The sequence below is a fragment of the Microbacterium sp. NPDC055683 genome (assembly GCF_053617895.1).
The window spans coordinates 1-18,309 of record NZ_JBSHGQ010000058.1; the positions used below are offsets into that span (position 1 = coordinate 1).

24 protein-coding genes and 1 tRNA gene are annotated in these 18,309 nt (G+C 71.3%); 15 read left to right on the top strand and 10 right to left on the bottom strand.

Going from position 1 to position 18,309, the window contains the following annotated elements:
* Window positions 1–44 precede the first annotated feature (44 nt).
* On the bottom strand, window positions 45–1,142 hold the full coding sequence (locus ACWGPF_RS16270) for an ABC transporter ATP-binding protein (RefSeq protein ID WP_452333781.1): 1,098 nt from the start codon (window positions 1,140–1,142) through the stop codon (window positions 45–47).
* Between the two features lie 257 nt (window positions 1,143–1,399).
* On the opposite strand from ACWGPF_RS16270, the gene ACWGPF_RS16275 reads away from it, so the two are divergent.
* The 3 genes from ACWGPF_RS16275 (at window position 1,400) to ACWGPF_RS16285 (ending at window position 3,346) form a co-directional block, all read left to right on the top strand.
* Window positions 1,400–2,398, top strand: coding sequence for a DsbA family protein (locus ACWGPF_RS16275; RefSeq protein WP_452333782.1), 999 nt, complete (start codon window positions 1,400–1,402; stop codon window positions 2,396–2,398).
* A 51-nt stretch (window positions 2,399–2,449) separates the two neighbouring features.
* Window positions 2,450–2,522 (top strand) — tRNA-Thr (locus ACWGPF_RS16280).
* A 110-nt stretch (window positions 2,523–2,632) separates the two neighbouring features.
* The gene (locus ACWGPF_RS16285; RefSeq protein WP_452333783.1) at window positions 2,633–3,346 is read left to right on the top strand and encodes a hypothetical protein; all 714 of its coding nucleotides are present in this window, start codon (window positions 2,633–2,635) and stop codon (window positions 3,344–3,346) included.
* Here the strand turns inward: ACWGPF_RS16285 and ACWGPF_RS16290 are convergent.
* A complete protein-coding gene (locus tag ACWGPF_RS16290) occupies window positions 3,343–3,690 on the bottom strand; it encodes a tyrosine-type recombinase/integrase (protein ID WP_452333784.1) in 348 nt (115 codons plus the stop codon). The genes ACWGPF_RS16285 and ACWGPF_RS16290 overlap by 4 nt on opposite strands.
* 373 nt (window positions 3,691–4,063) lie before the next feature.
* Here ACWGPF_RS16290 and ACWGPF_RS16295 point away from each other — a divergent pair, with 373 nt between their 5' ends.
* The 3 genes from ACWGPF_RS16295 (at window position 4,064) to ACWGPF_RS16305 (ending at window position 5,943) form a co-directional block, all read left to right on the top strand.
* Window positions 4,064–4,324 carry a hypothetical protein gene (locus ACWGPF_RS16295; RefSeq protein WP_452333785.1) on the top strand — a complete coding sequence of 87 codons (261 nt, stop codon included), beginning with the start codon at window positions 4,064–4,066 and terminating at the stop codon, window positions 4,322–4,324.
* The gene (locus tag ACWGPF_RS16300) at window positions 4,321–5,289 is read left to right on the top strand and encodes a zeta toxin family protein (RefSeq protein ID WP_452333786.1); all 969 of its coding nucleotides are present in this window, start codon (window positions 4,321–4,323) and stop codon (window positions 5,287–5,289) included. Before ACWGPF_RS16295 ends, ACWGPF_RS16300 begins: the two co-directional genes overlap by 4 nt.
* 165 nt (window positions 5,290–5,454) lie before the next feature.
* On the top strand, window positions 5,455–5,943 hold the full coding sequence (locus ACWGPF_RS16305) for a pyridoxamine 5'-phosphate oxidase family protein (protein ID WP_452333787.1): 489 nt from the start codon (window positions 5,455–5,457) through the stop codon (window positions 5,941–5,943).
* A 19-nt stretch (window positions 5,944–5,962) separates the two neighbouring features.
* On the opposite strand, the gene ACWGPF_RS16310 is transcribed toward ACWGPF_RS16305, so the two are convergent.
* Window positions 5,963–6,706 (bottom strand): metal-dependent hydrolase, encoded by a 744-nt coding sequence (locus ACWGPF_RS16310; protein WP_452333788.1) that lies wholly within the window; start codon window positions 6,704–6,706, stop codon window positions 5,963–5,965.
* A 262-nt stretch (window positions 6,707–6,968) separates the two neighbouring features.
* Between ACWGPF_RS16310 and ACWGPF_RS16315 the strand changes: the two genes are divergently transcribed.
* Together ACWGPF_RS16315 and ACWGPF_RS16320 are read left to right on the top strand one after the other, a co-directional pair.
* Entirely contained in the window at window positions 6,969–7,229 is a 261-nt protein-coding gene (locus tag ACWGPF_RS16315; RefSeq protein ID WP_452333789.1) for a hypothetical protein, read from the top strand.
* Between the two features lie 84 nt (window positions 7,230–7,313).
* A complete protein-coding gene (locus ACWGPF_RS16320; protein ID WP_452333790.1) occupies window positions 7,314–8,264 on the top strand; it encodes a DMT family transporter in 951 nt (316 codons plus the stop codon).
* Here the strand turns inward: ACWGPF_RS16320 and ACWGPF_RS16325 are convergent.
* The gene (locus ACWGPF_RS16325; protein WP_452333791.1) at window positions 8,261–8,803 is read right to left on the bottom strand and encodes a nitroreductase family protein; all 543 of its coding nucleotides are present in this window, start codon (window positions 8,801–8,803) and stop codon (window positions 8,261–8,263) included. The two genes, ACWGPF_RS16320 and ACWGPF_RS16325, sit on opposite strands and share 4 nt — an antisense overlap.
* A gap of 4 nt (window positions 8,804–8,807) precedes the next feature.
* The gene (msrB, locus tag ACWGPF_RS16330) at window positions 8,808–9,209 is read right to left on the bottom strand and encodes a peptide-methionine (R)-S-oxide reductase MsrB (protein WP_345440708.1); all 402 of its coding nucleotides are present in this window, start codon (window positions 9,207–9,209) and stop codon (window positions 8,808–8,810) included.
* 85 nt (window positions 9,210–9,294) lie between these two features.
* Here msrB and ACWGPF_RS16335 point away from each other — a divergent pair, with 85 nt between their 5' ends.
* The 5 genes from ACWGPF_RS16335 to groL all read left to right on the top strand — a co-directional run bounded on the left by ACWGPF_RS16335 (window position 9,295) and on the right by groL (window position 13,225).
* The gene (locus ACWGPF_RS16335) at window positions 9,295–10,260 is read left to right on the top strand and encodes a DUF2332 family protein (protein ID WP_452333792.1); all 966 of its coding nucleotides are present in this window, start codon (window positions 9,295–9,297) and stop codon (window positions 10,258–10,260) included.
* 35 nt (window positions 10,261–10,295) lie between these two features.
* Window positions 10,296–10,544 carry a DUF3263 domain-containing protein gene (locus ACWGPF_RS16340; RefSeq protein ID WP_452333793.1) on the top strand — a complete coding sequence of 83 codons (249 nt, stop codon included), beginning with the start codon at window positions 10,296–10,298 and terminating at the stop codon, window positions 10,542–10,544.
* 29 nt (window positions 10,545–10,573) lie between these two features.
* The gene (locus ACWGPF_RS16345) at window positions 10,574–11,116 is read left to right on the top strand and encodes a LytR C-terminal domain-containing protein (protein ID WP_452333794.1); all 543 of its coding nucleotides are present in this window, start codon (window positions 10,574–10,576) and stop codon (window positions 11,114–11,116) included.
* 104 nt (window positions 11,117–11,220) lie between these two features.
* On the top strand, window positions 11,221–11,424 hold the full coding sequence (locus ACWGPF_RS16350; RefSeq protein ID WP_452333795.1) for a cold-shock protein: 204 nt from the start codon (window positions 11,221–11,223) through the stop codon (window positions 11,422–11,424).
* Window positions 11,425–11,605: 181 nt separating this feature from the next.
* Window positions 11,606–13,225, top strand: a complete 1,620-nt coding sequence (groL, locus tag ACWGPF_RS16355) for a chaperonin GroEL (RefSeq protein WP_452333796.1) — start codon at window positions 11,606–11,608, stop codon at window positions 13,223–13,225.
* Window positions 13,226–13,354: 129 nt separating this feature from the next.
* On the opposite strand, the gene ACWGPF_RS16360 is transcribed toward groL, so the two are convergent.
* The 5 genes from ACWGPF_RS16360 to ACWGPF_RS16380 form a co-directional block, all read right to left on the bottom strand.
* The gene (locus ACWGPF_RS16360; protein ID WP_452333797.1) at window positions 13,355–13,642 is read right to left on the bottom strand and encodes a WXG100 family type VII secretion target; all 288 of its coding nucleotides are present in this window, start codon (window positions 13,640–13,642) and stop codon (window positions 13,355–13,357) included.
* 66 nt (window positions 13,643–13,708) lie between these two features.
* Entirely contained in the window at window positions 13,709–15,517 is a 1,809-nt protein-coding gene (locus ACWGPF_RS16365) for a sensor histidine kinase (protein ID WP_452333798.1), read from the bottom strand.
* 34 nt (window positions 15,518–15,551) lie between these two features.
* Entirely contained in the window at window positions 15,552–16,247 is a 696-nt protein-coding gene (locus ACWGPF_RS16370) for a response regulator transcription factor (protein WP_345440730.1), read from the bottom strand.
* Between the two features lie 101 nt (window positions 16,248–16,348).
* Window positions 16,349–16,951, bottom strand: coding sequence for a rhomboid family intramembrane serine protease (locus tag ACWGPF_RS16375; RefSeq protein WP_452333799.1), 603 nt, complete (start codon window positions 16,949–16,951; stop codon window positions 16,349–16,351).
* A 9-nt stretch (window positions 16,952–16,960) separates the two neighbouring features.
* Window positions 16,961–17,227: a multidrug ABC transporter ATPase gene (locus tag ACWGPF_RS16380; RefSeq protein ID WP_452333800.1), complete on the bottom strand. Its 267-nt coding sequence runs from the start codon at window positions 17,225–17,227 to the stop codon at window positions 16,961–16,963.
* Window positions 17,228–17,325: 98 nt separating this feature from the next.
* Here ACWGPF_RS16380 and ACWGPF_RS16385 point away from each other — a divergent pair, with 98 nt between their 5' ends.
* The gene (locus ACWGPF_RS16385; RefSeq protein ID WP_452333801.1) at window positions 17,326–17,709 is read left to right on the top strand and encodes a cold-shock protein; all 384 of its coding nucleotides are present in this window, start codon (window positions 17,326–17,328) and stop codon (window positions 17,707–17,709) included.
* The gene (locus ACWGPF_RS16390) at window positions 17,702–18,262 is read left to right on the top strand and encodes a DUF3027 domain-containing protein (RefSeq protein ID WP_452333802.1); all 561 of its coding nucleotides are present in this window, start codon (window positions 17,702–17,704) and stop codon (window positions 18,260–18,262) included. The genes ACWGPF_RS16385 and ACWGPF_RS16390 overlap by 8 nt, the downstream gene beginning before the upstream one ends.
* Window positions 18,263–18,309: the final 47 nt, after the last annotated feature.

Below are 18,309 nucleotides of genomic sequence, written 5' to 3' on the forward strand. Positions count from 1 at the left end.
GACGAGCCGGGTGGCTCGTCCGCGCCGCGGCCGGTAGGTGGTGCTTACGCCGAGGCGATCGCCTTGTCGAGGAGGCGGTCGCCGGTCTCGATGTCGAACACGTGGATGTGGTCGGGCGTCGGGACGAGCGACACCGTGTCGCCCGCGAACGGGTGCACGCGGCCGTCGACGCGCGCGACGATCTGCGCGTCGGAGCCCTCCACGTGGCCGTAGAGGTAGCCGTCGGCGCCGAGCTCCTCGACGAGGTCGACCTTGACCGCGAGACCCTCGCCGCCCGCAGGGCCGACGATGAAGTCCTCGGGGCGGACACCAGCGGTGACCTTGGAGCCGTGCGCCTTGTTGAGCGCGGCGGCCTCGACGGGGATGACCTTGGTGCCGAAGCGCACGCCGCCCTCGACGATGTCGGCCGGGAACAGGTTCATGGCCGGCGAGCCGATGAAGCCGGCGACGAACACGTTGCGCGGCTTCTCGTACAGGTCGCGGGGCGTTCCGACCTGCTGGAGGAGGCCGTCCTTGAGGACCGCGATGCGGTCGCCCATGGTGAGCGCCTCGGTCTGGTCGTGGGTGACGTAGACCGTCGTGACGCCGAGGCGGCGCTGCAGCGACGCGATCTGCGTGCGGGTCTGCACGCGGAGCTTGGCGTCGAGGTTCGACAGCGGCTCGTCCATGAGGAACACCTGCGGCTCGCGGACGATCGCGCGGCCCATCGCGACGCGCTGGCGCTGACCGCCCGAGAGGGCCTTCGGCTTGCGGTTGAGGTACTGCTCGAGGTCGAGGAGCTTCGCCGCCTCGAGCACGCGCTTGGCGCGCTCGTCCTTGCTGACGCCGGCGATCTTGAGCGCGAAGCCCATGTTCTCGGCGACCGTCATGTGGGGGTAGAGGGCGTAGTTCTGGAACACCATCGCGATGTCGCGGTCCTTCGGCGGGACGTCCGTGACGTCGCGGTCGCCGATGAGGATGCGGCCGTCGTTGACCTCTTCGAGGCCGGCGAGCATGCGCAGCGAGGTCGACTTTCCGCAGCCGGAGGGGCCGACGAGGACGAGGAACTCGCCATCCGCGATCTCGAGGTTGAGCTTGTCGACCGCGGGACGCGTGCCGCCCGGGTAGAGGCGCGTCGCGTCATCGAAAGTGACAGTAGCCATCTTCTGTTCTCCTTCACCGGCAGGTACGTGCCGGACGATCCGTTGTGAGGGAGCGACGGGGTGAGCCGCCGCTGAGCCCGTCGTTGGGCCTCGGGCCAGTATGCCATCGAATCGGCCCGTGCGGGGAAATCGCTTGCTGATCTCGGTCGCCGGGTGCGGGCGGCGCGGTCCGGGTGGGTATTTCCCAGAGACGCGCTCTACCATCGACGGGTCGACCGCCGCGACACCATGGCGGCGAAGGGGAGTGCAGGCATTCGATGACGGACGAGAATCCGATCGTTCCCGCGGGCAGCGAGCGACGAGACGCGGTGCGCGAGAAGGCGCAGCAGGTGAAGGCGAAGCAGACGCGGGCGAAGGTGCTGCGGCGGGGGGCGGTGGCGCTCGCGATCGTCGCGGGCGTCGCGGCGATCGCGTTCGCCGTGACGAGCGTCGTCGTGCCCGCCGTCAACAGGCCCACGCTCAGCCCCGAGAACCTCGACGACGGCGGCATCGCCGTCGGCGACGGCGACGACCTGTCCTCGATGGCGGCCGGTGCGCTCGGGACGATGAGTGCGACGCCGACCTCCGCGCCGGAGGAGGAGACCTCGTCGGCCTCTGCCGTGAGCATCCGGATCTACGTCGACTACCTGTCGGAGGGCTCCGGCCAGTTCGAGGAGACGAACGCGGCGCAGCTCGCCGAGTGGGTCTCCGAAGGCGCCGCCGACCTGGCGTACCACCCGGTCGCGCTCCTCACCTCCAAGTCGAACGGCACGAAGTACTCGATCCGCGCAGCGGCCGCCGTCGCCTGCGTCCGCACGTACGCGCCCGAGGCCGCCGTCGCCTACAACCACGCGCTGCTCGTGGACCAGCCGGCCGCCGACGGCGACGGCTACACCGACGAGGAGCTCGCCGCGCGCGCCGCGGAGGCGGGAGCGGGCTCTGACGAGGTCGCCGACTGCATCGCGCAGGAGGACTTCGTCGCGTGGGCGAGCGACACGACGCAGCTCGCGCTCGAGGAGCCGCTGCCCGACACGGACGGCGTCGAGCTGTCAGGCGCCCCCATGGTGCTCGTCAACGGCCGCCTCTACGCGGGCGCCCTCGACGACCCCGCCGAGTTCGCGCAGTTCGTGCTCACGGTCTCGAGCGAGGCCTACTACTCGACGTCGACGCCGACGCCCGAGGCCACCGAGGCTCCTGCGGAGACCGAGGCCCCTGCGGAGACCGAGGCTCCTGCGGAGACCGAGGCTCCTGCGGAGACCGAGGCTCCTGCGGAGTAGCCGGACGGGCGCACGCCCGACGGTATGCTTTTCACGGCCCTGCGGGGTCACGCCGGCTTAGCTCAGTTGGTAGAGCACCTGTCTTGTAAACAGGGGGTCGTGGGTTCGAGCCCCGCAGCCGGCACAACATAAACACCCCATCAGATGATGAATCTTGCCCGGTGTTCTGTCTCTTCGGAAGGTGGTTGGGGCCCAGAAGGGCTCCAGCGTGGACGCTCTGCCAGGATGTGGCCTGTGAATCTGTGGGACTGGTTGTGGGCGTGGACACGTGATCCGGAGGTCTGGGAGTGGCTCCGGCCGACGGGGGCGGCGCTGCTCGGTGCGCTCGTCGGTGGTCTGTTCACTCTCTGGGGCCAGCGTCAATCGGCGGCGCAGGTCGCCGATCGAGAGACGAAGGCCGCGGATCGCGTCAGGTACGAGACGCTGCGCGATCAATCTCGTGAGGAAGCGCACAAGCTGTTCACCGGCTTCACGGAGCTTCACCGCGACATCCAGGACAGTCCGTGGACGTTCAGTCAGATAGCCAACGGGCGGCATTGGGCGTCTCATTGGCGCGAGATCTGGACGAAGGATCGGAGCCTTGACCTCGATGTCCGTGCACGGCTGCTGACCGATGCTGAAACCCGTCGGCAGGTTCAGAAGCTCGTGTGGTATCTCGACTCGGCCGAGAACAACGCGGATGGGCCGTTTGCGCAGTATGGAGAGTTCCGCTCGCCGCTGGATACGAACTTGCGCTACATGGTCGAGCAGCTCTCAGCGGAGGGGATCGAACTGCTTGGTGCCTATCTGCGGGGCGAACGCTACGAAACCACACGTGAAGTGATGTGGAGGGATCTTGCCGCCGCAGAGACCGCCTACATCGAGTGGGAGGCCGACCACTTTGCGCGGATGGAAGCTCAGGCCGAGGAGCAGGCTGGGGCGATCGCCCGCGCCGAAGAGCTCACCTAGCTCGCGGAACCGATGGCGCGGGCGGGCGCGTGCGGGCTTTGTACGGCGGCGACGTGAGCCGAGAACGCGGCGCGGCGGCGGCAGTAGTCCCGCGGGCGCAGGTGCGCATAGACGCGGTCGGTGCACGCGTAGCTCGCGTGGCCCATCGGCCGGCTCAGTTCGTGCATGTCCAGCGCATCCGACTCGAGCGCAAGCGTGGCGAAGGTGTGCCGTAGCTCATGGAACTTGAGCCCCTTCATCCCGGCGCGCTCAGCCGCCGGTTGAACGTGTATCGGTAGAAGCCCTTCGGGTCGAAGGCACGCTCGTAGCTCGGGACGTTGCGCTCTGGGACCTTTCCCGGCCACATCCCCGCTTCCAGGTCGTCATGGTGCGGGTGCAGCGCAGATGCTCCTTCAGGTCTGCGAGCAGCCCGTCGGACCTCGCCCCGGCGCAGATCGACGTCTCGCACGTGCAACGCGGCCACCTACACCCTGCGCACCGTGCGGTACATGCCGAGCACCGATGTATCCCAGCGCCGGTCGCCGTTGGCCTCATACGCCCGGAACGCCAGGCCGTCATGGTCGACTTGCTCCGCGCGAAACGATCGTTTCCGGCGGCTTCGCGGGGCGTGTCGCCGACCCGGCGACACGCCATGAATCATCCCCCGGAACCCGAGCCGCCGAAACCCGTTGTCAACCCGTTCTCGATAGACTGGGAGATCTCGCGAGGGGAGCCAGGATGGCCAGCGACAAGGATTTCAGCCCGATGCTCTACGACGTGATGCGTGAGCTGGCGACACAGCTCGGCGGCCGGTACGTCGAGTGGATGCGGGAAGCGGCCGACGTCGGGGCGCGGGAGCACTGGCGCTCCGAGCAGTTCCGGGTGATGCGTGAGGTCCGGGCGGTGGATCCGGATAGCCGGCAGGCGATCGAGGAGCACACGGCGAAGCTGCGCGCGGAGCTGGAGGCGATGCCGCGGCACGCGCCGGTTCTCGCGTGAGGGGGGAGCTGAGCGCGGAGCAGCTGCGTTCCCTCTTTGCGCAGGACGTGCGGCCGTTTCTCGAGGAGCAGTGTTCGCAGGCAGGGCACGGCCGTTCTTGGCCGCCCGCTCTTGTGTACACCGGCGGGCAGCCCGGGGCGGGGAAGAGCCGTGCGAACGAGCGTGCCGCGCAGGCGCGGCCGTCGCTCGTGCCGGTCATCGGTGATGACCTCCGGCAGTTCCATCCGGACTACGCGCGGTTGATGCGTGAGAATCCGCTGGCGATGCCGGATGTGACGGCGCAGGCGTCGGGGCGGTGGATCGGCATGTCCGCGGAGTATCTGCGCGAGCGGCGCGCCGACGTGCTGATCGAGACGACGTTGAGATCGCCGGAGGCGATGGCGTCGACGATCGCGAGTTTCCGGGAGGCCGGGTACGTCGTCGAGCTCCGCGTGGTCGCGGTGCCTCACGAGGTGTCGCGGCTGTCGATCGTCGAGCGGTACACGGGGCAGGTCGAGGCGACGGGCGCTGGCCGGTGGACGCCGGCGGCCGCGCATGACGAGGCGTACGCGCGCGCCGTGGCCACGGCCGAGAGGCTGGTGGCTGCGGGCGCTGTCGACCGGTTCGTGATCGAGGACCGCTCGGGCGTCGTGGAGTTCGATCGGAGCTACTTCGGCATCCGCGACGACGGGTTGCAGCGGGCCGGCAGGGAAGCCGGCGCCGCGTTCGAGCAGGCGCGGGGCGTGGATCAGCTGACGCCGGAGACGGCGCGATCGTGGGTTGAGCTCGCGCGGTTGCAGATCGAGCGTGTGCGGGAGCGGGGGCAGCGGGACCCCGACTTGCTGGCGACTGTCGAGCGCATCGGCACCGTCGACGCGGTCGTGGTCGCGTCGCGTGCGTATCCGGACGAGCCGGAGTGCGCCCGCGCGGTGAGCGAGTTAGGCGCAAGCGCTCGTGAGGCGGTCGCGGCGCTGCGGCGCGGGTGACGGCATCGCCTCAGACGTACACGGAGGGGACATTCGATGAGAGATGTCCGCTCTCCGCGTCGGATGTCCGCCCCCGACCATCAGCACATCCGCTCGCCCGTGTCAACGGATGGCGCAGCCCGCCTCGGCCGCGTGGGATGGGACCTCCCCGATCTGAGGAGGACCATGTCCGCGAACCCGTCCGAGCTCGACAAGCTCAACGAGCTCCTGAAGCGCTTCCGCTTCGCCATGATCACGACGAGGAACGATGTCGGCTCCCTCGTCGCCCATCCGCTCACCGTGCAGGAGCACGAATCGGACGGCGACCTGTGGTTCATCGTCGGCGCGCACGCATCGGTCGTGGATCACGTCCGCCACGACCCCACGGTGGGGGTGTCGTTCAGCTCCGACGACGCCTGGCTGTCGCTGTCGGGTGAGGCCGAGGTCGTCGACGACGTCGATCGGCTCCGAGAGCTGTGGTCGCCCTCCGTCGACGCCTGGTTCCCCGACGGGCCGGAGGCGTCGGACGCGACGATCATCCGCGTGACCGCGTTCAGCGGCGAGTACTGGGACAGCCCGGGAGGCCGCATCGCCACCGCCATCGCGTTCCTCACCGCGAAGGTCACGGGCGAGCGCCCGGGCGGCGGCAGCGAGAACGAGAAGTTCGACCTGTGAGGCCGCGCCGCGGCGGCGCCTACGCCGCCGCGGCGACCGCCTCCGCGCATGCGCCCCACACGACGTAGACGCCGAGCGCGACGAACACGGCCTGCTCGCGCCACGATCCGGTGTCGCCGACGAGAGGCACCGCGACGGCGCCGGAGCGCAGCCAGATGCGACGGAGGACCGGTGCCCGTCGCGCCCACCGGGGAGCCCGCACGCGGATGGGCCAGAGGAGCGGCACGCCGCCCGTCGTGAGGAGATCGCCGACGAGGTGTGCGAGGTAGCCGGCGCCGACGCACCACGGCAGCCAGGCCATCCGCTCGGGGGCGAGCACGCCGAGGACGATCCCGAAGGCCGCACCCGACGCCCACGCGACGGGCCAGCGGCGCGCGATGCGCAGCACCTTGAGGCCGTACGCCGTGCACGCCGTCACGACGAGGGCGACGCCGAGGTGGAAGGAACCGGCGTCGACCTGAGCGAGGGCGCGCGTCCCCAGCAGCACCGCGACGACCGCGAGGAGCGAGTGCATCCCCTTCCGGTGCCCACCCGACACGGCGCCGAGCACGCCCGTCGCGATGCGCCCGGCGACGGGCACGGAGTGGGCGATCGTGGCGCTCGGATGGTCGGCGTCGGGGAGGAGCGCGGCTCCCGCGGCGACGGGGAGCCCGAGGAGGACGGCCTCGGGCGGAAGCGGATGGACGCCGAACGACGGCAGGGCCGTCGCCGTGAGCGCCAGCCAGGCGGCGGCGCCGCCGGCGGCATGGGAGGTTCCCATCATGGTGCGGTGGTCCTCGGGTGGTGCGGATGGTCGTCGCGGCGTCGGGACGGGGGACCTCCACCGTACGGCCGCCCTCCGACAGCGCCCCGCCCGTTCGGAGCGGGTAGGCTGAGATGAGCACTCGCGACGCGCGCCCCTCACGGCGCCGCCGAGAGCACCGCTCGGGGCCCGTTGCCGGCCCGGTCGCACAGACGCGTCCGGATGCCGCCCCGAGCGCCGATCGCGGCTGATCCGCCGCTTCCTGAGACGAGAAGAGACACCCGTGCACACCGCACCCCTGGAAGACCATCACCATACCGGCGAGCCGCTCGCGTGGAAGCAGGCGGCAGACGACGTCTTCGTCGCGACGCACGGCGGCGAGTACGCGGGATTCGTCGAGGTCGACGGCCGCAGTCACATCGCCCACGACCGCAGAGGGCGCCGCGTCGGCGATTTCGCGTCGCTCGCCTCGGCGCTCGCCGCGCTCGAGTCCCCCGGCTCGCGCCGCCCTGCCCGCCGCGCGCGCCGCCGCACCCGCGCCTGACGGCGTCGCGACGTCCCGACTGACCGCGCCGTGTCGCACAGCCCGCTCCCGCATAGGATGGCGGAGGGTGAGCGGAGGGGGCGCATGGTGGGGTCCTCGGCACGCACGGCATGGGGAGCCGCGGGTGCCGTCGCCGGCGCCGTCGCGGTCGGCGCGCTCACGGCGATCCAGGCGCGTGTCAACGGCCAGCTCGGCGCCGCCCTCGACGCGGGCCTCGTCGCGGCGTTCGTGTCGTTCGGCTCGGGATTCGCGATCCTCCTCGTCCTCTCGCTCGCGCTGCCCGCCGGCCGGGTGGGGCTCCGTGCGCTGCGCGCCGCGCTCTCCGAGGGGAGGCTGCCGTGGTGGCTGCTCGCGGGCGGCGCTGCCGGCGCGTTCAGCGTCGCGACGCAGAGCCTCACGGTCGCCGTCATCGGCGTCGCGATGTTCTCGGTGGGGATGATCGCCGGCCAGACGGTGCACGGGCTCGTCCTCGACCGGATCGGCTACAGCCCCGCGGGCGCCGCACCCGTCACTCTGCCGCGCGTGGGCGGAGCCGTGCTCGTGCTCGCGGCCGTCGCCGTGTCGCTCACGGGAGACGCGGTCGGGCGTACGCCGCTGTGGATGCTCGTCCTGCCGCTCCTCGTCGGCGCGGGGGTCGCGTGGCAGACCGCGACGAACGGGCGCCTGCGGCAGCGGATCGGCTCGGCGCTCACGGCGACGCTCGTCAACTTCGCGGGCGGCACCCTCCTGCTGGGCATCGCCGCACTGGGCCACGTCATCCTCGTCGGGCCGCCCGCTCCGGCGCCCGCCGAGCCGTGGGTCTACCTGGGCGGGGCGCTGGGCGTGTCGTACATCTTCATCTCGGCGGCGCTCACGCCGCGCACGGGCGTCCTGCTGATGACCCTGGGGTCGGTGTTCGGCCTGCTCTCGGCGTCCGTGGTCCTCGACCTCGTGTGGCCGCCCGCAGCGCCGCCCGCCCTGTGGCAGCGCGGTCTGACCGTGCTGCTCGCGGCCGCGGGCGTGGTGGTCGCGGCGCTGACCGTCCGTCGGCGCTAGCCCGCGGCGGGCATCTGCCCGAGCATGCGCTCGGGATCCACGCCGGCCCGGAATCCGTCGCGGTCGCGCGGAGGGCGCCCGCCCACGTACAGCCAGCCGAGGAGCTTCTCCCGCCGCGTGAGCCCGTGCACCCGCGCGACCTCGGGCGCGCGCACGAATGCGCCCGTGCGCCACATCACGCCCCAGCCCGCCTCGTCGAGGAGGAGGCTCAGGACGTGGGCCACGCCGGAGGCGACGGCCTCCTGCTCCCACTCGGGCACCTTGTCGGATGGCCGGGGGCTCGACACGACGGCGATGAGCAGCGGCGCGCGCAGCGGCTTCGCGGAGGGGCCATCGCCCGTCGCAGCGCCGATCGCGGCGCCGAGGGCCATCCGGTCGTCCCCGCGCAGCTCGATGAGGCGCCACGGCGTGAGGTTCGAATGGTCGGCGACGCGCCCCGCAGCGGCGACGAGAGGGAGCAGCTGCTCGCGCGTGGGGGCTGCGTCCGTCACCTTCGACCAGGAGCGCCGCGCCCGAGCGGCCTCGAGAGCGGAGCCCACGGGATCAGGCCTCGGGGGTGAAGTCCAGCGAGAGCGAGTTCATGCAGTAGCGGTCGCCCGTGGGGGTGCCGAAGCCGTCGGGGAAGACGTGGCCCAGGTGCGAGCCGCAGTTGGCGCAGCGCACCTCCGTGCGCACCATGCCGTGGCTCGTGTCGTCGAGCAGCTGCACGGCCTCGGGCCGGATCGACTCGTAGAAGCTCGGCCAGCCGCAGTGCGAGTCGAACTTGGTGCCGCTCCGGAAGAGCTCCGATCCGCACGCGGCGCACGTGTAGAGGCCCGCGCGCTCCTCGTCGAGCAGCTCGCCCGTCCACGGCCGCTCCGTGCCGGCCTCGCGCAGCACCGCGTACTGCTCCGGCGACAGCTGCTCACGCCATTCGGCCTCGGACTTCTCCACCTCGTACGACATGCCTCCAGGATAGTGCCGTGCGCGCACGCCGGCTCCGCCCCGACCGCGCTGCGCGGGGAGAAGATGCGCAGGAGACAATGGGCGGATGGACGATGTCGCGCAGGTGATCGAGCGGTACGCCCGATTCGCCGCTGACGAGGCGCCTGGCCGATCCGACGTGTACGGCGCGTGGGCTCGGGCGGTCGCCGCCGATCGGGAGCTCGCCGCCGTCGTCGCGCGCATCCCCGCACCGCATCGGCAGCCTCCGCTCGTCTTCGCCGTGACGCGTCTGCTGGGCGCGCGTCCCGGTCCCGCCGCGGACTGGGCGGCGTTCGTGCGCACGCGCGCCGACGAGGTGGTGGCCGAGTGCACCCTGCGCAGCCTGCAGACCAACGAGCCGCTGCGATGTGCGGCGCTGCTGCCCGCTCTCTCGCGCATCGAGGGGCCGATCGCCCTCCTCGAGCTGGGGGCGTCGGCCGGCCTGTGCCTGTATCCCGACCGCTACGCGTACCGGTACGAGACGGCGGACGGCCCGATCGAGTGCGGTGACGGCCCGGTCGTGCTCGAGGCGCGCCTCGACGGCGCCCCCGCGCTGCGGCTCCCCGACGTCGTCTGGCGCGCGGGGATCGACCTGGCCCCCCGCGATGCCCGCGACGCGTCGGACAGGGCCTGGCTGACGGGTCTCGTCTGGCCGGGCGAGCAGGGGAGGGAGGCGCGCATCGCGGCGGCCCTCGACATCGTGGCCGACGATCCGCCGCTTCTCATCGCGGGCGACGCGGGCGACGCCGATCTCCTGGCCGAGGTCGCGGGCGCCGCCCCGCGCGACGCGACGCTCGTCGTGTCGACGCCCGGCGTCCTGCCGTATCTCCCGCGTGCGCGCCGCTCCGCCCTCATCGCCGCCATCCGCTCGCTCGACGCCCGGTGGCTCACGATGGACCAGCCCGGGCTCCACGACGGATGGGCTCGCCCGATCGACGAGGACGCGTGGCCCGGGGGCTTCGCGGTCGCGCTCGACGGCGAGGTGCTCGCCGCGGCGGATCCGCTCGGGGCGTGGGTGCGCTGGCGCGCCTGAGCGGCGCGACCGCGCACGCGACGTACGCTCGACCCATGCCCGTCCCGGTCCTCACCGCCCGCGAGAGCGCGATCCTCGCGTTCGAGGCCGAGTGGCCCCGGCACGGCGGCGCCAAGGAGGAGGCCATCCGGTCGCGGCTCGGCCTCAGCCCTGCGCGCTACTACCAGCTGCTCGGCCGGATCATCGACACGGAGGCGGCGCTCGCCGCCGACCCGCTCCTCGTCCGGCGTCTCCGGCGCCTGCGCGACGAGCGGGCGGCACGGCGCCTGGGCGCCACCAGCTGATCCCGAAGTCGGCCGGATAGCATCGGGGGATGCCCACGACCCACCCTCGCGACCGCTTCGACGAGATCGCGCACGAGAGCGGCCGCGTCGGCGCGCACCGGGCCGAGCACCCCGGCATGCGGGCGGGAGTGGTCGTCGGATGGGCGGCCGTCGCGACGGCGGTGCTCGTCATCGCCGGCATCCTCGGGTTCCTCGTGCTCTCGCAGCAGGGCGCGATCACCGTGCCCGAGAACACGGCGGCCGAGCCCGCGCCGACGGCCGATGCCGCGCTCGACACCTCGTACAGCGTGCTCGTCCTGAACGGGACGGCGACCGAGGGGCTGGAGGACGAGGTGGCGCAGCAGATCATCGACGCCGGCTTCGCCGAGGGCTCCGTGTCGGCATCGGCGTCGTCGGCCACCGACTTCGAGACGACGACCGTCTACTACGCCTCCGACGACGACGAGGCGGCTGCGCGCGGCCTCGCCGACGCGATCGGCCAGGCCGAGGTCGTGCAGAGCACCGAGTACCAGGCCGAAGGCTCCAAAGAGCTCACCGTGGTCATCGGCCTCGACCGTGTTACCGCCGGGTAAACGTCCCGCGTCGCGCGTGTCAAAGGTGCCGGGATCCGCATCCTGACGCGGAATCGCGCGGATACGATCGCTCCAGTTCCATCCCCGCTACAGGAGTGATCGCCATGACCCAGGGCACCGTCAAGTGGTTCAACGCCGAGAAGGGCTACGGCTTCATCACCGTCGCCGACGGCAGCCAGGACGTGTTCGTGCACTACTCGAACATCGAGATGAGCGGCTTCCGTGTGCTCGAGGAGGGGCAGGCCGTCGAGTTCACCGTCGGCGCCGGGCAGAAGGGCCCCCAGGCCGAGACCGTGCGCCCCGTCTGAGCCGCGCGCACCCGTCGTCCCGAAGCGCCCCGCGACCCGATCGCGGGGCGCTTCGGCGTGTGTCGGCCGGTGACGCCGACCGGCTTGCACTCGATGGGGTCGAGTGCCAAAATGCTTGTTAGCACTCCCGTATGGCGAGTGCTAACCCCATACGCCTACGCCCGGGAGGGACGAGAAACCCATGGCAAAGATCATCGCTTTCGACGAGGAGGCCCGCCGCGGCCTCGAGCGCGGCCTCAACACGCTGGCCGACGCCGTCAAGGTGACGCTCGGCCCGCGCGGTCGCAACGTCGTGCTCGAGAAGAAGTGGGGCGCTCCCACGATCACGAACGACGGCGTCTCGATCGCGAAGGAGATCGAGCTCGACGACCCGTTCGAGAAGATCGGCGCGGAGCTCGTCAAGGAGGTCGCGAAGAAGACCGACGACGTCGCCGGCGACGGCACGACGACGGCCACCGTGCTCGCGCAGGCCCTGGTCCGCGAGGGCCTCCGCAACGTCGCAGCCGGTGCCGACCCGATCAGCCTCAAGCGCGGCATCGAGAAGGCCGTCAAGGCCGTCACCGACCAGCTGCTCGCCTCGGCGAAGGAGATCGAGTCGAAGGAGCAGATCGCCGCGACGGCATCGATCTCCGCTGCCGACACGTCGATCGGCGAGCTCATCGCCGAGGCCATCGACAAGGTCGGCAAGGAGGGCGTCGTCACGGTCGAGGAGGCCCAGGCCTTCGGCACCGAGCTCGAGCTCACGGAGGGCATGCGCTTCGACAAGGGCTACCTCAACCCCTACTTCGTCACGGACCCGGAGCGCCAGGAGGCGGTCTTCGAGGACCCGTACATCCTCATCGCGAACCAGAAGATCTCCAACATCAAGGACCTTCTGCCCATCGTCGACAAGGTGATCCAGTCGGGCAAGGAGCTCGTCATCATCGCCGAGGACGTCGAGGGCGAGGCGCTCGCGACGCTCGTGCTCAACAAGATCCGCGGCATCTTCAAGTCGGTCGCCGTCAAGGCCCCCGGCTTCGGCGACCGCCGCAAGGCGCAGCTCCAGGACATCGCCATCCTCACGGGCGGCCAGGTCATCACGGAGGAGGTCGGCCTCAAGCTCGAGAACACCGACCTCGACCTGCTCGGCCGTGCGCGCAAGGTCATCATCACCAAGGACGAGACCACCATCGTCGAGGGTGCGGGCGACGCCGCGCAGATCGAGGGTCGCGTCACGCAGATCCGTCGCGAGATCGAGAACACCGACAGCGACTACGACCGCGAGAAGCTCCAGGAGCGCCTTGCCAAGCTCGCCGGCGGCGTCGCCGTCATCAAGGCGGGCGCGGCCACCGAGGTCGAGCTGAAGGAGCGCAAGCACCGCATCGAGGACGCCGTCCGCAACGCGAAGGCGGCCGTCGAGGAGGGCGTCGTCCCCGGTGGCGGCGTCGCGCTCATCCAGGCCGGCAAGGTCGCGTTCGAGACCCTCGAGGTCTCGGGCGACGAGGCCACCGGTGCGAACATCGTCAAGGTCGCGATCGAGGCTCCGCTGAAGCAGATCGCCCTCAACGCCGGTCTCGAGCCGGGCGTCGTGGCGAACAAGGTCGCCGAGCTCCCCGTGGGCGAGGGCCTGAACGCCGCCACGGGCGAGTACGTCGACCTGTTCGCCGCGGGCATCATCGACCCGGCGAAGGTCACGCGCTCCGCGCTGCAGAACGCCGCGTCGATCGCCGGCCTCTTCCTCACGACCGAGGCCGTCGTCGCCGACAAGCCGGAGAAGGCCGCAGCCGCTCCCGCCGACCCGTCGGGCGGCATGGACTTCTGATCCGCTGCGGCTCGACGCGACGAAGGCGCGTCGAGCCGTGACGGACCCGGGTCGGGCGAGCGACGCGAGCCGAGACCCGACGTCCCCACACGAAGGGCCCCTCCTCGGAGGGGCCCTTCGCCGTCCCCGTCAGCGGAACATCCCGACCGAGACCTGCTCGGCTTCGGCGTACTGGCCGCCCGCCAGAGCGAGAGCCTGGCCGATCGAGGCGAGGGCGTCGTGCATGTTCTGCTGTGCGGCGCGCCACTGCAGCAGCACGGACTGGAAGCCGGCGGACGCCGACCCCTGCCATACCGCCTCCAGCTGGGCGAGCTGTCCCGACATCGCATCGGTGTCGGACTGGATGCGGGCGCGCGTGCTGTCGATGTTCGCGGCCTGCGTCATGAGGGCGTCGGAGTCGACGACGTAAGCGGGCATGGGGGCTCCTTTCGCGGGGCGCCGGACGGCGCGCTCCCCACGCTAGGAACCTGACCGGGCGGCGCCTCAGGCGTCCACAGCCGGATCGTCGGACGCGCCGGGCGCCGTGCCCTGTGCACGGCCCGCCGGGTGCACGGGATACGCGTCGGCCAACGGCAGGCAGACGCGGAACGTCGCGCCGCCCCCCGGTGTGTCGGTGACGTCGACGGAACCGCGCAGCGACTCGACGATCGACGCGACGATCGCGAGGCCGAGCCCGCTGCCCCCGGTCTCCCGCGCGCGCGACGTGTCGGCGCGCCAGAAGCGCTGGAACACCTTGTCGCGGATGGACTCGGGGACGCCCTCGCCGTGGTCGACGATCGCGATCCATCCGCGCCGCCGCTCGGAGTCGACTCCGACCTCGATGCGGATGGGGGCGTCGTGGGCGCTGTACCGCCGCGCGTTGCCGAGGAGGTTCGCCACCACCTGGCGGATCTTGTCCTCTTCGCCGAGCACGACGGGAGGGAGGGCGACCGGCTTCGACGGCGCGAGGACGGGGATGTCCAGCTGCTCGACCTCGTCCGCGTCGCCCGGCTGCTCCGGCCGGCGTCGCCGCAGCACGGACCGCGTCGCCGCCGACGCCCGTGCGATCGCGGAGCCGCTGGGCGCGCGACGCCGCCGCTGCGCGGCGGGCGGGGGCTCCTCCGCCGACGGGGACGGCGTCGGATCGGCATCGAGAGGCAGCTCGATGGGGGCCGTGAGCGCCTCGTACGTGTGGTCGAGGACGGCCACCTCGCGTCCGGGCTCCGCGGCGCGCACGTCGAGCGCGGCGTCGTGCGCGATCGGCCGCAGGTCCACAGGGCGGATGTGCAGGGCCTCGCGGCGATCGTCGAGGCGCGTGAGGGCGAGGAGATCCTCGACGAGGACGCCCATGCGCTTCGCCTCCGCCTCGATCCGCTCCATCGCCTTCGCCGTCGCCTCGTCGTCCTGGAGCGCGCCCATCCGGTAGAGCTCGGCATAGCCCCGCACGCTCACGAGCGGTGTGCGCAGCTCGTGGCTGGCGTCGCCGACGAACCGCCGCATCTGCTGCACGGTGGCGTCGCGTTCGTCGATGGCGCCGTCGATGCGGTCGAGCATCGTGTTGATCGCGATCTTGAGACGGCCGATCTCGGTGCGCGGCTCGATGTCGGTCATGCGCTGGCTGAAGTCGCCTGCCGCGATCTCCATCGCGGTCGCCTCGACCTGGCCGAACCTCCGGAACGTCAGGGTGACGAGCCCGCGCGTGAGGAACGCCGCGATGAGCACCGTCGCGATCGACGTGATGGTGAAGACGGCGATGTACGTGCGGAGGAAGCCGTCGACCGTCGACAGGGGGAGGGCCACGACCTGCGAGTAGGGGATCTCGCCGCGGTCGGTCGTCACGCTCTCCACCGACACCGCGCCGCGGAAGCCGTGCCCGTCGGCGCTCTCCAGCACCTGGGCGTGGTTCGTCGCCGTGAACGCCTTGTCGAGCGGCAGCTCCTCGGGGAAGACGGGCGGCTCCTCGTCTCCGTCGCCCCCCGCGACAGCCAGCAGCTGGCCGTCGCGGTCGTAGATCGCGACGAAGAACTCCGTGACGACCGCCGGCTCCACGGCCCGCACCATCAGCTCGCCGTCGGCGGCACGCCAGATCGGCTCGAACAGCCGGTCGGTCACGCTCGACCCGCTCTCCGCGTACTGCAGCACGGTCGTCTCGACGTTCTGCACGAGGTTCGAATGCAGGATGGGCACCGTGACGATGCCGGTCGTGAGCAGACCCGAGGCGAGCACGAACACGGTGACCCCCGTCACCTTCGCGCGGAGGCTGACGCGCCGCCACCAGCGGGTGAGCGCATCCGGCCGGCGTGCCACCGTCACCGCCCTTCCCGCGCCGCGCCGGCGCGTCCGCGGGTCAGGAGACCTTGTCGACCTTCAGCATGTACCCGAAACCGCGCTTCGTCTGGATCAGCGACTCCGAGGCGTGCGGGTCGATCTTGCGGCGCAGGTAGGAGATGTAGCTCTCCACGATCCCCGCGTCGCCGTTGAAGTCGTACTCCCATACGTGATCGAGGATCTGCGCCTTCGACAGGACGCGGTTCGGATTGAGCATGAGGTAGCGGAGGAGCTTGAACTCCGTGGGGCTGAGGTCGATCTGCTCGTCGCCCACGTAGACGTCGTGCGTGTCCTGGTCCATCGTCAGCTCGCCGGCGCGGATGACGGACTCCTCCTCGTCGTTCTGCATCGTGCGGCGCAGCACCGCCTGGATGCGCGCGACGATCTCGTCGAGGCTGAACGGCTTCGTGACGTAGTCGTCGCCGCCGACGTTGAGGCCCTTGATCTTGTCCTCGGTCTCGTCCTTCGCCGTGAGGAAGATGATGGGCGCGGTGTACCCCGCGTCGCGCAGCCGCTTCGTGACGCTGAAGCCGTTCATGTCGGGGAGCATCACGTCGAGCACGATGAGGTCGGGTTCCTCCTCGAGCACGGCCGAGATGGTCTGAGCTCCGTTGGCGACGGTCCGGACCTGGAATCCGGCGAATCGCAGGCTCTGCGAGAGCAGGTCGCGGATGTTCGGCTCGTCGTCGACGACCAGGATGCGCGGTGCGGTCATGACCCCATTATGTCTGCGCGGGGTATGCGCCGGCTGGAAATACGCGCGCGGCCCCGTGATTTCGCTCGCGGCGGACTCCGGAGCGGATGCGCCGGGCCCTCTCAGGAGGAGGCGGGCCGCTCTCGTCGGCGCAGGACGACGGCCGCGAGGACGCCCCCGATCGCGCCGAAGAGGTGCGCCTGCCACGACACGCCGTCGCGCAGCGGGAGCACGCCGGTCAACACCGAGCCGCCGTACACCGCGACGACGAGGATCGCGACGATCGCGTAGGCGAAGCGGTGCGCCATCCGCGCCGTCGTGAAGACGCGCGCGACGATGTAGCCGACGTAGCCGAACACGAGGCCGGAGGCGCCGACCGTCACCGTGCCCGGAGCGTTGACCGCCCAGGTCCCGGCGCCCGCGACGAGAGCGACGACGGCCGTGACCGTCCAGAAGCGGGCGGCGCCCTCGACGGCGACGAGCCATCCCAGGATGAGGAAGGGCGCGCTGTTCGCGAGCAGGTGCGGCCATCCGCTGTGGAGGAGAGGGCCGGCGACGACGCCGACGAGCCCTGCGGCATCCCACGATCGGAGCCCGAAGACCGCGAACGAACCGGGGAGCACATCATCCGCGATGCGGATCAGCCACATCGCCGCGAGCAGGGCGAGCGGCGAGGCGAATCGGACGAGGCGAGACGGCGCCGCGCGCTCGGAAGAGGTGCTCATGCGGGGCGGTCAGTCCGCCCGCGAGGCGCGGCCCCTCCGGATGAAGCTCATGATGAGCAGCGCGAGGAGGAGCGCGAAGGCGATGATCGGACCGATCATCTGCACGACGAAGACGATCGGCCAGGCCCCCGTGCTGAAGTCGTCCACTCCCGACGACGTGCCGATGATGACGGCGAGGAAGCAGCCGATCGACAGGACCACGATCCCCAGCGACATGAACGCGAGGACGCGGTCGATGCGGCGGACGGCTGGCTGGTCGCGGGGCGGAGTGCTCATCCCGACCAGGATAGTGCCCCCGGCCGCGCGGTACGCTGGGACGGAGGGATCGGACGATCCCTCTCTCTACGTTTCGAGCGGTCTCAGCGAGGTTCACGATGCCCACCGGCAAGGTCAGGTTCTACGACGAGGACAAGGGATTTGGCTTCATCACCCCCGACGAGGCGGGCGAGGACGTGTTCCTCCACGCGAGCGCCGTCCCCGCCGGCGCGGTCGTGAAGGCGGGATCGCGGCTCGAATACGGCATCGCGGACGGGCGCAAGGGCCCGCAGGCGCTCTCCGTGCGCGTGCTCGAGACGCCGCCGAGCCTCGTCAAGGCCTCGCGTCGCAAGGCAGACGACATGGCCGTGCTCGTCGAGGATCTCGTGAAGCTCCTCGACGGCATCGGAGGGGACCTCCGTCGTGGACGCTACCCCTCGTCGTCGCACGGGCGGAAGATCGCGGCCGTGCTCCGCAAGGTCGCGGACGAGCTCGATGACTGAGCCGGCCGACCCGGGCGACGTCGCGATCACTCCCGACGCGCGGCTGCTCGCGGCCCACGGCCTGGCGCTGGCGGCGCTCGCCGAGGTGACGCCCGCCGACACGGTGGGCCCCGCCGCGGGGTACGCCGTGGAGCCCGACGGCGTCGTGTCGCTGCGCTTCGAGAACCGGCTCGCGGGCTATCCCGGCTGGTACTGGACGGTGTCCCTCGCCGTCGTCGAGGGATCCGACCCCACCGTGCTCGAGGTGGAGCTGCTTCCGGGCGAGGCCGCCCTCCTCGCTCCCGAGTGGGTGCCCTGGTCGGTGCGTCTCGAGGAGTACAAGGCCGCGCAGGCGGCGGCCCTGCCGGACGACGACGACGACGAGGACGAGGACGAGTCCGAGGACGACCTCGCCGACGAGTCCTATGGGGACGACGACGAGGACGACGAGAGCGACGACGACCTCTCCGGGCAGGCATCGCGTCCCCTCCACGCCGGCGACGTCGACGGCGTCGACATCGACGAGCTCGACGCCGACGAGCGCGACGACGAGGAGCGCGACGACGAGGAGTGATCCCGTGTCCTGCGAACGCAGAGAGCCCCGGCCGTCGGCCGGGGCTC